At 62.1% G+C, this 14,113-nt stretch carries 13 protein-coding genes; 5 read left to right on the forward strand and 8 right to left on the reverse strand.

Annotated features, from left to right (window positions below):
* Positions 1-32 precede the first annotated feature (32 nt).
* The 5 genes from ABI796_RS07100 to ABI796_RS07120 form a co-directional block, all read right to left on the reverse strand.
* Entirely contained in the window at positions 33-1,052 is a 1,020-nt protein-coding gene (locus tag ABI796_RS07100) for a PHP domain-containing protein (protein ID WP_141286191.1), read from the reverse strand.
* A 76-nt stretch (positions 1,053-1,128) separates the two neighbouring features.
* On the reverse strand, positions 1,129-1,734 hold the full coding sequence (locus tag ABI796_RS07105; protein WP_141286193.1) for a hypothetical protein: 606 nt from the start codon (positions 1,732-1,734) through the stop codon (positions 1,129-1,131).
* 42 nt (positions 1,735-1,776) lie between these two features.
* Positions 1,777-2,184 carry a DUF4383 domain-containing protein gene (locus ABI796_RS07110; RefSeq protein ID WP_141286195.1) on the reverse strand — a complete coding sequence of 136 codons (408 nt, stop codon included), beginning with the start codon at positions 2,182-2,184 and terminating at the stop codon, positions 1,777-1,779.
* Between the two features lie 127 nt (positions 2,185-2,311).
* Positions 2,312-3,052 (reverse strand): hypothetical protein, encoded by a 741-nt coding sequence (locus ABI796_RS07115; protein WP_246095893.1) that lies wholly within the window; start codon positions 3,050-3,052, stop codon positions 2,312-2,314.
* A gap of 216 nt (positions 3,053-3,268) precedes the next feature.
* Positions 3,269-3,739, reverse strand: coding sequence for an Lrp/AsnC family transcriptional regulator (locus ABI796_RS07120; protein WP_141286208.1), 471 nt, complete (start codon positions 3,737-3,739; stop codon positions 3,269-3,271).
* Between the two features lie 195 nt (positions 3,740-3,934).
* Here ABI796_RS07120 and pdhA point away from each other — a divergent pair, with 195 nt between their 5' ends.
* Genes pdhA through ABI796_RS07135 form a run of 3 tightly spaced genes read left to right on the forward strand, consistent with a single transcriptional unit; the run spans position 3,935 to position 7,571 of the window.
* Complete coding sequence (gene pdhA, locus ABI796_RS07125) at positions 3,935-5,104, forward strand: pyruvate dehydrogenase (acetyl-transferring) E1 component subunit alpha (protein ID WP_141286197.1); 1,170 nt, start codon at positions 3,935-3,937, stop codon at positions 5,102-5,104.
* Positions 5,104-6,114, forward strand: a complete 1,011-nt coding sequence (locus tag ABI796_RS07130; RefSeq protein ID WP_141286199.1) for an alpha-ketoacid dehydrogenase subunit beta — start codon at positions 5,104-5,106, stop codon at positions 6,112-6,114. Before pdhA ends, ABI796_RS07130 begins: the two co-directional genes overlap by 1 nt.
* Positions 6,111-7,571, forward strand: coding sequence for a dihydrolipoamide acetyltransferase family protein (locus ABI796_RS07135; protein WP_141286201.1), 1,461 nt, complete (start codon positions 6,111-6,113; stop codon positions 7,569-7,571). Before ABI796_RS07130 ends, ABI796_RS07135 begins: the two co-directional genes overlap by 4 nt.
* 104 nt (positions 7,572-7,675) lie before the next feature.
* Here the strand turns inward: ABI796_RS07135 and ABI796_RS07140 are convergent, their stop codons facing one another.
* On the reverse strand, positions 7,676-8,548 hold the full coding sequence (locus tag ABI796_RS07140) for an NAD(P)-dependent oxidoreductase (protein WP_141286202.1): 873 nt from the start codon (positions 8,546-8,548) through the stop codon (positions 7,676-7,678).
* A 222-nt stretch (positions 8,549-8,770) separates the two neighbouring features.
* On the opposite strand from ABI796_RS07140, the gene ABI796_RS07145 reads away from it, so the two are divergent.
* Positions 8,771-9,130, forward strand: coding sequence for a hypothetical protein (locus ABI796_RS07145; RefSeq protein ID WP_141286204.1), 360 nt, complete (start codon positions 8,771-8,773; stop codon positions 9,128-9,130).
* 286 nt (positions 9,131-9,416) lie between these two features.
* Here the strand turns inward: ABI796_RS07145 and ABI796_RS07150 are convergent, their stop codons facing one another.
* Positions 9,417-11,594 (reverse strand): DUF222 domain-containing protein, encoded by a 2,178-nt coding sequence (locus tag ABI796_RS07150; protein ID WP_344762635.1) that lies wholly within the window; start codon positions 11,592-11,594, stop codon positions 9,417-9,419.
* 110 nt (positions 11,595-11,704) lie between these two features.
* A complete protein-coding gene (locus ABI796_RS07155) occupies positions 11,705-12,361 on the reverse strand; it encodes a TetR/AcrR family transcriptional regulator (RefSeq protein ID WP_246095817.1) in 657 nt (218 codons plus the stop codon).
* A 139-nt stretch (positions 12,362-12,500) separates the two neighbouring features.
* On the opposite strand from ABI796_RS07155, the gene ABI796_RS07160 reads away from it, so the two are divergent.
* Positions 12,501-14,111, forward strand: a complete 1,611-nt coding sequence (locus tag ABI796_RS07160; RefSeq protein ID WP_141284005.1) for a carboxyl transferase domain-containing protein — start codon at positions 12,501-12,503, stop codon at positions 14,109-14,111.
* Positions 14,112-14,113 lie beyond the last annotated feature (2 nt).

Genomic DNA, 14,113 nt, shown 5'->3' on the forward strand with positions numbered 1-14,113 from the left:
AGGAGGAGCCCTTTGTGGTGGACGCCCTGCCTTCACTTCTTCAGGCTCAACCATTCCTTTAGCTGTTCCAACGGCCAGGTGGTGACAATGCGCTCCTTGGGTACACCGAGGGCTTCGGCGCGCTCTGCACCGTACTGGAGGAAATCGAGTTGCCCGGGAGCGTGGGCGTCGCTGTCGATGCTGAACAGGCATCCGGCGTCGAGGGCCATCTTGATGAGGTTATCCGGCGGGTCCTGACGCTCGGGCCTGGAGTTTATTTCCACCGCGACACCCCACTCCGCGCACTCCTTGAATACTTTGGCGGCATCGAACTCGGACTCGGGCCGGGTACCACGGGAACCCTGCACCAGGCGCCCCGTGCAATGTCCCAGGACGTTGGTATGCGGGTCGCGGATGCCACCAAGCATCCGTGTGGTCATGGTTTTCTTGTCAGATCGAAGCTTTGAGTGAACGCTGGCCACCACAACGTCCAGGCGATCCAGCATGGCCGGTGTCTGGTCAAGGGTTCCGTCTTCGAGGATGTCCACTTCGATTCCCTTGAGCAAACGGAACCCGTCCTGTGCGGCATTGATACCGTCCACCACATCAAGTTGCTGCTCAAGCCGTTCGACGCTGAGGCCATTGGCGATGGTGAGGTTGGGAGAGTGGTCTGTCAGGGCAACATACTCCCGGCCGAGGGTGCGGGCGGCGGCAACCATGGCTTCAATGGGGGAGCCGCCGTCGGACCAATTGCTGTGGCTGTGCAGATCCCCGCGCAACGCTGCCCGCAGGGCGTCGCCTCCAGAGGCCAGTGATTTGGTGCCCCGCTCGCGAAGGTCAGCCAAATACTCGGGAACGCGGCCTTCCAAAGCCTGGGTGATGACCTCGGCACTGCGGTTGCCCACACCCTTGAGGCTGGTGATCCGACCTGAAGCCACCAGTTTCTTCAAGTCCTCAGCGGGAAGTTTCCGCGCGGCGTCGGCTGCTTTCCGGAACGCCTGGACTTTGAAAGTGGGGGATTGGCTTCTTTCGAGCCAAAAAGAAATTTCGTCGAGCGCCTCAAGAGGATCCATGGCTCCATGATCCACGAACAAGGCGCACCATCAACAGTGGGCATTGTTGATGGTGCGCCGGTCCGGACCCCGCCAGCTAGTGGTGGCGACCCGGGTCCAGGGCGGGATTGGAGCCCTGGCCGGTTTCTCCGTGCGGTGCCTGGCCGTGTTCACCGTGCGGGAGGGCATGCTGTCCTGCCATGGAGGCCGCCAGGCCGGGGGTTGCAACTGTTGCAACAACGACGGCGGCTCCGAACGCGGCTGCCAGAAGCCGCCCGGTCCTTGGCTGGCCGTGGGCGCCGCCGTCGTTGGTCTTGTAGTGCCGCCTTAGCCATCCGGCCCCGGCAACTGCCATGAGCGTCAGGCCAAGAGCGGCAAAGTGGCTCACATTCAAGGAGCGCTGGGTGCTGACCCCGGCCACCGTCACCGCAAGGTGTGCAGCGGCAGTCAGGGCCAGGACAGGAAGTGCGTATCTGGTGAAGACCAGGGTGTTGCGGTGCAGCCCCCACAGCGACCAGGCCAAGAACGCCAGGCCGCCTGCGAGGGTTGCCACGCCGGCCAACACCAGGAGGGGAGTCACCGCTGCAGTTCCAGTGAGATATCCGGCGGCAAGGGAAAGCTCCACCATCCCGGCGGCCATTGCCGCGAAGTACACGAACATAAGGGTCGCTGCGCTGAGTGTGGGGTGATTTTTGCTTTCCATGGCTCTTGCCGTCCTCTCGCTATGGGTCAGGTCAAGCGCTGATCAGGCGTGAGCGGAAGCGACGGTTGCTTTGTCCTGGGACAGTGCGACACCAAGAAGAACCACGGCGCTGGCAAGGTGCAGGACGTTATCCGCGCCGTTGAGCGCAATGATGTTCAGCGAGGAACCCACCAGGAAGAGACCAAGGATACCCACCAGGAGGTAGACGCCACCCACAGCAGTGTTCACGGACTTGGACAACCGGACGCTGTTCATGCCGGAGTAGAGCAGAGCGGCGCCGATGGCCAAGTGGATGATGTTGTGAAGCGGGTTCACGGCAAAGATGATCAGGTTGGCGCCCTCGGTGGCAAAGAAGCCAATACCCGAGGTGACAAAGAATCCGAGCACGCCTACCAAGAGGTATACGGCTCCGAAGATGGTGGCGATCAGGCGATTGGGCGATGTACGCATGGTCCGAACCTTCCGGTGATGGCCGGAAATCCGGCCGTCCTGCTGAGCCCCGGCTGGGGCTCTCAAGCAGTGATTCGGACCATTCGTGCAGGTGGATGGGTTTTGGATCGGATTATTTTCCGCGCTCCTACGGGCGGAGGCGGATACTGCTCATCTTGAGGTCGTCAGTTCCTTCAAAGATGTACTGGAGGTCAATGGTCTTGCCTTCGCATTGCAACGTGCCTGCGAGGCTGGCCTTGTTGTTTCCGTTGTCCGAGTTCACGTTCACTGAGTTGTAGTTGGGTTTGCAGGAGCTGTCCAGGTTCAGGCTGGCGATGCCCTCCAGAAACGACTCCTTGTCCAGCTCATCCTTTAGCGGCTGGCTCAAATAGTTGTCGTAGGCCTGCTCGGTTTGGCCGGAGACCACAAGGTTGGTGAATTCGTCCGCCAGGGACCGTGCTTTGGACGTCGCGTTCCCCACCAGGTTCACCAGCAGCAGCACGCCCACTACGGCCAGCACAATCACACCTGCCACTACGCCCAGGATGATCCACAGCAGTTTCCGGCTCTTCTTGCGTGGCTGCTGGCCGTACGGTCCGGATTGGTACTGCCCGGGCTGCTGGTAGGGGCCGGGCTGATTTTGGCCCTGCGCGTATGCATTAGATCCCTGGGGGTAGGGGTTTTGGGTGTAAGGCTCCGTGCCGGGTGCCGCATACTGCGGGCTGCCTTGGGAAGAAGCGGACGACGGCGGCTGTTGCCACTGCGGTGAGGCTCCGGTCTGCGGGGGGTACCCGGGCCCGGGTGGGATCGGCGGCGGGTTCTGGCCCGGGTGGTTCGACTGAGCCGGGTAGTTCGGATCGGGCTGGTTGGGTTGTTGCGGGTTGCTCACGGTAGTGCCCCTTTCGGTACCCTCATGCAGCTTCGGCAGCGCCACCACATGGCCGGGGATCCTCTGGCCGGCCCCCGATGCGTCCACTTGCATCAAATCCTATGCGGGTGCGCCGGGCAAGTACTGCAACCCCCCGTTCCTGCAGGTGAAGTGCCACTTTCACCGGCTGGAGGTCACTGGCTGAACGTCATTGGCTGGAGCGTCAGTCGCTGAACGTCACTGGCTCGAGCGTCTTCCCAGCAACGGTTGCACCCTGTACGGGATCATTTCCCGCATGGCCAGCGCCGTATCAGTGCGTTCCACTCCGTCGCAGCCGAGGATCTTTCCGTTGATGCGGTAAAGGTCCTCAGCGTCCAAGGCAACCACGCGCAGGAGCAGGTCGGCCGAGCCCGTGAGCCCGAACCCTTCAAGGATTTCCGGGATACCAGCGAGGTCCTCGGACAGGGAGGCCAGTTTTTGCTGCTGCACGTGGACTGTAATGAAGGCCGTTAACGGGTACCCCAACGCCACGGGATTGATGCGCCGTTCAAAGGAGAGAAATGCGTTTTTCTTCTCCAGTTGGGCCATTCGGGCTTGGACGGTATTTCTGGACAAGCCCAGTGTCTGGGCCAAGGCAACCACGGTCCCTCGCGGATCGTTGGCCATGGCAGACAAGAGCCGGGTATCGGTGCCATCCAAGGGTTGCATAATGCGCAAGATTAGCACGGTCCAACGTGCCGAAACAGGGCAAAATGATCAACGTGCCAACGGGTAGTTGTACCCCATGCCACTTGTGAGTAGGGTCACAGTTAAGTCCGGCGAAGGTGCCGGATGGCCGGTCTGCGGCAGGACCACAAGTTCAGCCAGCGCCGACGAAAACGAGCCGGAAGGTTGCGATCACCTGTGTTGACGGATCAGGCGGGCAAGGGAGTGCATAGAGACACTCCGGGCCCTGGACATAGTGCACAAATTCCCCTGAGGACTGGCGGTGATCTGCTCCAGTTGGTCTCGCCGGAAGGTGAGCGGATCAGCCATCCCGAGTTTGATATCTGGGTCAAAGACATCGGCGATGAGCACCTGTGCTCCTTGTATGAGGACATGACAGTCATTCGCCGTATAGATGCGGAAGCTACGGCTCTCCAGCGTCAGGGAGAGCTTGCATTGTGGCCCCCGCTGCTGGGTCAGGAGGCGGCGCAGATTGGCTCAAGTCGCTCACTCAGGGATGACGACTTCGTCTTTCCCAGCTACCGCGAAAGCGGCGTGGCCTATGTTCGCGGCGCGCACCTCTCCGAAATTGCCCGGGTATGGCGGGGTAATGCCTCCTACGGATGGGATCCCCTGCGCATCAACCTCGCAACACCACAGATCATCATTGGATCCCAAAGCCTGCACGCCACTGGCTACGCCATGGGTGTCCAGTTGGATGGAGCCAACACGGCGGTCCTCGCCTACTTTGGCGATGGCGCCACAAGTGAAGGTGACGTCAACGAGGCCATGGTCTTCGCGGCGAGCTACCAGGCTCCGGTGGTGTTCTTCTGCCAGAACAACCATTGGGCAATATCCGAGCCCGTCCGGGTACAGTCGCACGTCCAGCTCGCGGACCGGCCCACAGGCTTTGGCATCCCGAGCATGCGCGTGGATGGAAATGATGTCCTGGCCGTCATGGCTGCTACGCGTGTGGCCTTGGACCGGGCCCGCAAGGGCGGGGGACCAACCTTCATTGAGGCTGTCACCTACCGCATGGGTCCGCACACCACGGCCGATGACCCCACGCGCTACCGCGACCCCATTGAGCTGGAGGACTGGGCGGCCAAGGACCCCATTCTGAGACTGCGCAAATTGCTCCAAGCCAAGGGCCTGCTGACTGACGACGTGGAAGCCCGGGTGAAGTCCAAGGCAGATGCTGTGGCCGCCGAACTTCGCTCCAGCTGCATCGATATGCCGGACCCGCAGCCGCTTGATGTTTTCAACCATGTGTACAGCACGCCCAACTCCTGGATTGAGCGCCAGAAGGACCACTACTCGCGCTATTTGAACAGCTTCGGCCAGCCTGTAGAGGAAGGTGCACTCTGATGTCCAAGCTCACTTTTGCCAGGGCCATCAATGCCGGGCTCCGGAAGTCCCTCGAAAACGATCCCAAAGTGGTCCTCATGGGAGAAGACATCGGCTCGCTCGGTGGCGTCTTTCGCGTCACGGATGGGCTTCAGAAAGACTTCGGCAAGCACAGAGTGATCGATTCTCCGCTGGCTGAGTCCGGGATCATCGGCACCGCTGTGGGCTTGGCCTACCGCGGCTACCGGCCGGTTTGCGAGATCCAGTTCGATGGCTTCATCTACCCGGCGTTCGATCAGATCGTCAGCCAAGTGGCCAAGATGCACTACCGCACCCAGGGGCGGGTCAAAATGCCCATCACCATTCGTGTGCCTTTTGGCGGCGGGATCGGATCTCCGGAGCATCACTCCGAATCACCGGAGGCATATTTCACGCACACTTCCGGCCTCCGGGTGGTGGCCGTTTCCAATCCGCAGGACGCCTACACCATGATCCAGCAGGCCATCGCCTCGGACGATCCCGTCCTTTACTTTGAGCCCAAGCGTCGTTATCACGACAAGGGAGATGTGGACGAAACCTTCAGCCTGTCCGAGGCCCTTCCTTTGGATAAAGCTGCCGTAGTGAGCGCCGGATCTGATGTCACGTTGATTGCTTACGGTCCTCTGGTCAAAACGGCCAGGGATGCTGCGATGGCCGCGGCAGATGAAGGTATTTCAGTTGAAGTGATCGACCTTCGCTCGCTGGCACCTGTGGACTACCCCGTAGTGGAGGCCTCTGTCCGTAAAACCGGTCGCCTGGTGATCACTCACGAAGCCGCTCAGTCAGGCGGTCTTGGCGCTGAGATTGCCGCCAGCATCACCGAACGGTGCTTCCACTACCTGGAATCCGCCCCGGTCCGCATCACTGGTTTTGACGTTCCCTATCCGTACTCGAAGCTCGAAATGCACCACCTGCCGGACCTGGACAGGATCCTCGACGGTGTGGATCGCGCCTTGGGCCGCCCCAATTCGTTGAGTGGACTGGAAGGATGACCGCCACCATGATCAAGGAATTCCGGCTGCCGGACCTTGGCGAAGGCCTGACCGAATCGGAAATTCTGAGTTGGAAGGTAGCGGTGGGGGACACCGTCACGCTCAACCAGGTCATCGCCGAGGTGGAGACTGCTAAAGCTGTTGTGGAGCTACCCTCTCCGTTCGCCGGAGTTGTGGCCGAACTTCACGAGCAACCCGGAACGGTAGTGGAAGTCGGCAAGCCAATTGTCTCGTTCGAGGTTGACGACGCCGGATCCTCCAATGGGGGCGGCACGCCGAATGGAGGTGGTGGGTCCGCCGTGGCAGCTTCCGCTGGCGCAGTCACCGCTGGCGCCGCCACCGCTGGTGACCGGTCCGCCGTCGAAACATCCGCCACGGTTTCTCCTTCGACGGCCGGCGCTGAAGCAGTGGGAGCCCCGGCCAAACGTGAGCCGAATCTGGTGGGGTACGGCGCCGTCGTCGAACACTCCGGACGCCCAACCCGGCGTGCCCGCGGGCAGGTTCAGGACGTGAAGTCCACATCCCCGGCGGCTCCGGCGGCCAGTGAGGCCGTGGTGACCACTCAGGCAGCGGCTGAGGCGTCCGAGCGGCCACGTTCCACCCCGCCGGTGCGCAAACTCGCCCGCGATCTTGGCGTCAATCTTGAACTGGTTCCGGGCACGGGACCGGGCGGGCTCATCACCCGCGAGGATGTTCAGAACTTCTCCGCGGAACCCGAAGCTCCAACGGAAGCTGGGGCTACTGCGGCACACGGTGATCGGGAAACGCGGACTCCCATCAAAGGTGTTCGAAAGTTCACGGCCGCCGCCATGGTCCAGAGCGCGTTCACGGCGCCGCACGTGACCGAATTCCTCACGGTGGACGTCACCGCAACCATGGAATTGCTGGCCAGGCTCAAGGGCAACAAGGCGTTCGAAGGCTATAAGCTGACGCCGCTGACCATTGCGGCCAAAGCGGTCCTGGTGGCGCTCCGGAACAACCCGTCGCTGAATTCGCGGTGGGAGGAATCCAGCCAGGAGATTGTCCAGTTCAACTACGTGAACCTGGGAATCGCCGCCGCCACGCCCCGCGGCCTGACAGTCCCGAATATCAAGGACGCGGACCGGCTGACATTGCGTGAGCTGTCCACCGCCCTGACTGAGCTCACGGAAACCGCCCGCGCAGGCAAAACATCGCCGTCGGAATTGTCCGGTGGCACCATCTCCATCACCAACATCGGCGTGTTTGGCATCGACGCCGGGACTCCCATCCTGAATCCGGGCGAAGCCGCCATTGTGGCCTTGGGCGCTGTGCGGAAGGCACCGTGGGTGGTCAACGATGAGTTGTCAGTGCGGCAGGTCATGTCGCTCAGCCTGTCCTTCGACCACCGCTTGGTGGATGGGGAACAAGGGTCCCGATTCCTCGCCGACCTCGGCGCCATCCTGGCCGACCCTGCCATGGTGATGACCATGATTTAGCGGCAGCTCGAGCTGCGCCGGCCCATCCCTTTACGAGTGCTTGCAGGAAACTGCAGCTAAGGGGTGGGCCGTCGCGCGTCAGCCCGGGGGAGCGTCAGCCAGTCTTAGTCCTCGGTTGGAGTGGTGCGATTGGAATGGACGTTTCGCCAGCTGTGTTCCGGTTCAAAACCCAGCAGCCGACGCGCTTTGTCGATGGACAGCATTGTTTCGTGTTCGCCCAGTTCTTTAAGAACCTCGACGCCGGGAAAGACTTCCGCGGCCAACCCGGCACTGCTGCGGCTCATCACGGTATCGGCGGCAGCGATGATGAAGGCCTCGAAACCAGGCTCACCATGTTCCAAGGCCCGCACTACAGCGAGAGCACCATCGCGCGCATCAATGTAGCCCCACAGATTCCATTTTCGGAGTGTCGCGTCGGAGTCGAAGGCCGGGAAGGAATCGTAGTCCTCCGGGTCCATGACGTTGGAGAACCGAAGCGCCGTGATACTCAGGTCCGGATCCCATCGGGTGAGCTGGATGGCCATCTGCTCCTCAAGATGCTTGACCAGCGAGTATGTGCTTTCAGGACGGGCCGGGTACTCCTCATCTACTGGAATGTAGGGAGGGTCGATCTCAAAAGGCAGGCCCAGGACGGTCTCGCTGGAGGCATAAACAACCTTCTTGATGCCAGCCCTTCGTGCTGCCTGAAACACGTTGTAGGTGGACACCATGTTGTTCTCGAAGATCGCGGCGTCGGGGGCCAGGCCCGGAGCAGGAATGGCGGCCAGATGAACAATCGCGTCCAAGCCGTGGTGCTGGTCGTCCAAGCCCAGAATGACATCCAGTACCTGCCCGTAATTGCGGAGGTCAACGCTGACGTAGCCTTTCCCGCGGGTGCCTGCGCGGTCAATGTTGAGCACCTGGTGGCCATCCTGCGTGAGCCGACGGACCACGCTCCGACCCAATTTCCCGCTTCCGCCAGTAACGGCAATCCTCATACTGTGCTCCTCCATAGTGGCTGGTCCCTGACCGTGCTGCTGGAGTTTCAGCCTAGGCGCCACAGCGGAAGAAAACAGCCTCTCAAGCTGGCCCTATGAGTCCTAGGAAGACAGGAACGTCCCAAGGCCTGGCGTGCCGTTAAGGAACCTTTGGTGAGCCTTGCTGTGCGGAATCGGTACTGGATTCGTTGGACAACTCAGGCCCGTGGTTTTATGACAGGCATGGTGAAGCGCTGGAGCGGGAATGTATGGCTGGGCTGGGCTCTTCTCCTGCTGTGCCTGACCCTGGTGTCAACCTTCCTCGCAGTGGTATCCGGGTTCGTCCATGACCCCAATGACAACCCAGGCTCGTACTACCACGACAAAATCCCGGAGCGGCAATGGGCGATGGCCCTGTCGATGCTCCTTCCAACAATGTCTGCGGCAGCGGCCGGTGTCTCCATCTTTGCCCGGCCGCGGGCTCTGACCAGGATCGCGGCCGGGGTGACCGTGCTGCTGCTCGCCATTGCAGCCTCCTGGTTTTGCTGGGCTGTGGGAATTGACACCATTGAGCACTTCGAGAGACTCGCTCGCTATGAGTAGCGTGGCTCGGCTCAATGCAAAAAACTGTGGCCTCTCGAATCGTTGGCACGCTGGTTCTTCACCGCGACAGTAGGCCTTTGACCTGAGGCTCTACACTGCGGTGGTTTCACACTGCTGTGGTTTCACACTGCTGTGGTTATACACTGCGGGCGTTCAAGGTGCTGCGTGTACCCCGCCGTCTGCTCACACCTCTTTTCGGACAGGCCGGTGCCTGCTCAATCCTCTTTTCGGACAGGCCGGTGTCTGCTCACACCTGTGTTGGGTGTGGCCGGTTTGGGGGGTGTGTTTATGTTCTTTGGGGTGTGTGGTGGTGGTTGCGTCGGGGTTTTTGGTTTGGGTCGATGTGGGGTGGGGGGATGAACCAGGGGACGCCGGTTTTCATGTCGATGCGCCATTGTTCTTTGTGGATGAGGTGGTGGTGGTGGCTGCAGAGGAGTGTGCCGTTGTCGGTGCCGGTGGTGCCGCCGTGTGACCAGTAGGTGGTGTGGTGGGCTTCGCACCAGGGTGCGGGCATGGTGCAGTCGGGAAAGGCGCAGCCACCGTCGCGGGCGGTGATGGCTTTGCGGATGTGGGGTGGGAAGATCCGGGTGGTCCGGCCGATGTCCAGGATTCGGGAGTCGCTGCCGAGCAGGACGGGGATGATGTCGGCGTCGCAGGCGATTTTCCGGATGGTGGCCGGGTGGATCGGGCCGGTGAACGTCGCCGACCCAGACCTCGACCTTGTCCCCGCCCCTATCCGAGTCCGGGTCACTGTCCCGGTACCGGTAGCGGCGTTCCCGGCGCCGGCGCCGGGAACGCCGCCACTGCCGTTGCCGTGGTTCGGGCTTGTTCCGGTGCGACTGTGTTGGTTGTGCCGGGTGTTGTCGTTGAGTTGGTTGAGGAGTTCTTGGTAGCCGATGGTGACGGTGAGTTGGGGTCGGAGTCCGCCGTTGGCGGGGAGTTTCCCGGTGGTCATCGCGACACTGCAGGCCCCGAGGAGGCCGTTGAGGTGTTTCTGGGGCCGGGTGCGCAGGTCCAGGACGGGTCCGCCTCCGGTGTCGGCGTCGGACTCGGTGTCGGTGTTGGTGGTGAGTCTGGGGTTGGTGGCGGTGTTCATGACGGTGGTGAGGGTTTCGTATTGTTCGTCGGTGGCGAAGATTTCGATGTGGTGCAGTCCGTAGCGGCGTCGGCGGCGCAGGAATGCTCCTTGGTGCTGGCGGACGGTTTCTTCGGAGGGTTCGGGGCCGTCGTGGTCGATGTGGTCGACCCAGCGTTTGGTCATTTTGGTGAGGAAGTCGGGGTCGGTCTCCACCGCAGTGGTGGTCAGGGCGTGTTCCATCCGGGTGATGGTTTCCTCGTCGGTGAGGTGCCGGACTTTGTCCAGGGCGGTGCTGATGATCGTCGCGGACCGGGAAGGCACCAACGCGGACCCGACAGCGGCGGCGAGGATTTCGCGGCGGGCCGGGATCTGTTGGCCGGTCATTCCGGTTTGGGGGAGGACGTCGGGGGCGAGGGAGAGCCGGCGCCGGGCTTCACCGATGCTGATCCGCAACCGTGCCCGAAGGAACTCCGCAGCACTCCGGTACCCGTCATCCACCACACTGCCCCTGGAGTCGTCACCACCCCTTGACCCGGCACCACCTGCGGATTGTGCCGCGCCACTCACGGAAAGTGCTGCATCAGTGGCGGGCGCCTCCACTACTGAGCCCAGTGCGCTGTTGGTTCCCGGAACTGTTGCGCCCGCGGCTGGTTCGGTCCAGCCCGTCCGCCATTCCGGTGCTGCTGACGAGGACCCCGGACCGGCTAGCTGTGCCTCTCTACGGGTCCGTTCCACAGCCTGGGCCGCGACCACCTGCAAATACTCCACCGACCGGGACATCTCCTCGACCCTGCCCGCGAAATCAGCAGCCTCAACAAACCCCAACAACCGCACCTCATCGGGGACGGACAATCGTGCGGAGTCCAAAAGTGCAGCGGCGTCTTCAAGGAGTTCGCCCAGCTCTAATCCCGAAACCGCAACGGGTTCAGGACGCAGCCCGTGCGGGCGTTGAATCCGTTGAACAGTGGCCTTGGCGCCGGTGGCTTTGGCGCCGGTGGCTTTGGCGCCGGTGGACTCTGCAGCCCGGGCGCCCTTGGCCTGGCCAATGAGCTGCTTTGCACGGTTGAGCGCGCCAGTACTGTTGAGCCGGCCGGTGCCGTCGGGAAGGGTAGTTCCGCTGAGCCGACCAACACCGTCGAGTTGCCCAGCGTCCTTGTGGCGCCTGTCGCCGCCGAACCGGCCAGCACCGTTGACCGGGCCGGTTCCGCTGACCAGTCCGGTGCCGTGGAAATGTTCAATCACGGCGACGGGCGCCGTCGAATCGGTGCGCCCAGCTTTGATCAGGTGAGGCATGCTCGCAACGGGCTGGGAGCGGACCTTGGTCAGCGCAGCGACAGCGGGGGATGCTTCCGCCCCGGATGCCATCGACTGCGCCAGTTTCTCCATGAATAAATCATTTCATTGGGGTCTGACATTTTTAGCGTGCAGCTGGGCAGGGCGTCGGATGACGACGCGAACCACGCGAAACCAAAGCCGAACCCGCGGCCGTCCGACTATCAGGCAGACGTCAGTGCAGCCAGGGCCATCTGCTCCAAGATAGGGCGGGCTGACTTCACGGCGATCTTCCTGCCGTGATGGCGCACTGAGTGGGGAGTGGAGTTAATCAGACCAAAGGCTGCGTGTGCCCGGACGCGCAACCCGGGAACGTCCGCGTCGGCGTGAATCCGTGCCAGAACGTCTACCCACGTTTCCACGTAACTACGCTGCAGGGACCTGACCTCTGTTTGGTCGGCCTCGCTGAGGCTGCCGAAATCCCGGTCCTGGACACGGATGACGTCCGGATTACTGAGGGCGAAGTCAACCTGGAACCGGATCAGCCCTGTGAGTGCGGACAGCGGGTCCGCGGAGTCCGCCACCACCTGCAAACCGCCGTCCAGCAGGTCTCGGCTGACGCTGAGCAGAAGTTCACCTAGGACTGCCTGTTTGCCGGAGAAATGCCGGTAAACGGCCGGCCCGCTGACGCCTGCCGCTGCGCCGAGGTCTTCAAGGGACACCCGGGTGAAGCCGTTCTCGGCAAAGAGTCCGGCCGCGGCGGACAACAGCGCCAGTCTGCGGAGCTCCTTCGCCTGCCCGCGTTGCGTAGCGGCGGTTGCCTGCCCGCGTTGGGCGGCTGCTCGTGTGCCGTTGATGCTTGCTTCCTGACCTCCGGTCACGTCATCCTCCTTGCGCCAGGCCTGGCCCAGCGCTTGTGGTACCACTGTGCTGGACATCACAGTTAATAAAGACTAACCTAAATTTCAGTTACATGGCACTAACCGAAATGGCCTGCGGCCGGGAATGGAACAGGGGTCAATGGAGACAATTTCCAGTCTGACGGGAGCCGCAGCCGGCTCCTTTCAGGCCAACCAGGATGCGCAGCTGGCTTTGGTGGAGGAATTGAGGGAGCGGCTCGCGACGGCGGCCCTTGGCGGACCAGCCAAGTCCCGTGAGCGGCACATTGCCCGGGGCAAGCTTCTGCCGCGGGAACGGATCGAGTACTTGCTCGATGACGGCAGCCCGTTCCTCGAGATCGCGCCCTTGGCAGCCAATGGCATGTACAACGATGATTCGCCGGGGGCCGGAGTGATTGCGGGCATCGGCCTGGTCCATGGCCGCCATGTTCTGGTGATCTCCAACGACGCCACAGTCAAGGGCGGCACCTACTATCCCCTGACCGTGAAGAAGCATCTCCGTGCCCAAGAGATCGCCTTGGAGAACAAGCTTCCCTGCATTTACCTCGTCGATTCGGGCGGAGCATTCCTGCCCAAGCAGGACGAGGTCTTCCCGGACAAGGAACACTTCGGCCGGATCTTTTTCAACCAGGCCAAAATGTCGGCGGCCAAGATCCCGCAGATCGCCTCTGTCATGGGATCGTGCACAGCCGGCGGTGCGTACGTCCCGGCCATGAGCGATGAAACGGTCATCGTCCGGAACCAGGGCACCATCTTCCTGGGCGGCCCACCGTTGGTTAAGGCAGCCATCGGTGAGATCGTCACCGCTGAGGAGCTGGGTGGCGGCGACGTCCATTCAAGGATTTCCGGGGTCACGGATCACCTGGCCGAGAACGACCACCATGCGCTTGAGATTGTGCGGGACATCGTGGCCACCTTGCCGAAGCCGGCGCAGCCGGCATGGGACGTGTCCGACGTCGTCCTGCCGCCCGTCGTCGATCCTTCAGAGATCTACGGGATAGTTCCCACGGACGTCAACGCCCAGTACGACGTCCGCGAAGTCATTGCACGGCTTGTGGACGGTTCCGAATTCCATGAGTTCAAGAAGAACTACGGCACCACACTGGTGACCGGTTTCGCGCACCTGCACGGCCACCCGGTGGGAATCGTGGCCAACAACGGTGTTCTTTTCAGCGAATCGTCCCTCAAGGGGGCCCACTTCATTGAGCTCTGCGATCAGCGCGGGATCCCCCTGATCTTCCTCCAAAACCTGTCCGGCTTCATGGTGGGCAAGGACTACGAGCAGGGCGGCATCGCCAAGAACGGCGCCAAAATGGTCACGGCTGTGGCCACAGCCCGGGTGCCCAAACTGACGGTGGTGATCGGCGGTTCCTTCGGCGCCGGCAACTACTCCATGTGTGGCAGAGCCTATTCGCCGCGGTTCCTGTGGATGTGGCCCGCCGCCCGCATCTCGGTCATGGGCGGAAACCAGGCTTCCAGCGTCCTGGCCACCGTCAAAAGGGATCAGTACGAGGCTGCGGGCCAAGAATGGTCTGCCGAGGACGAGGAAGCTTTCAAAGCTCCCATCAAGCAACAGTATGAGGATCAGGGGAGCCCTTATTACTCCACCGCAAGGCTGTGGGATGACGGCATCATCGATCCCGCTGATACCCGCCGTGTCCTGGGCATGGCCCTGGACGTCGTCTCCCGCCCGCCACTGCCCGAGACCTCCTTTGGTCTCTTGAGGATGTGACC

Origin of the sequence: Paenarthrobacter aurescens, from assembly GCF_041549525.1 — a bacterium.
GTDB lineage: Bacteria > Actinomycetota > Actinomycetes > Actinomycetales > Micrococcaceae > Arthrobacter > Arthrobacter aurescens.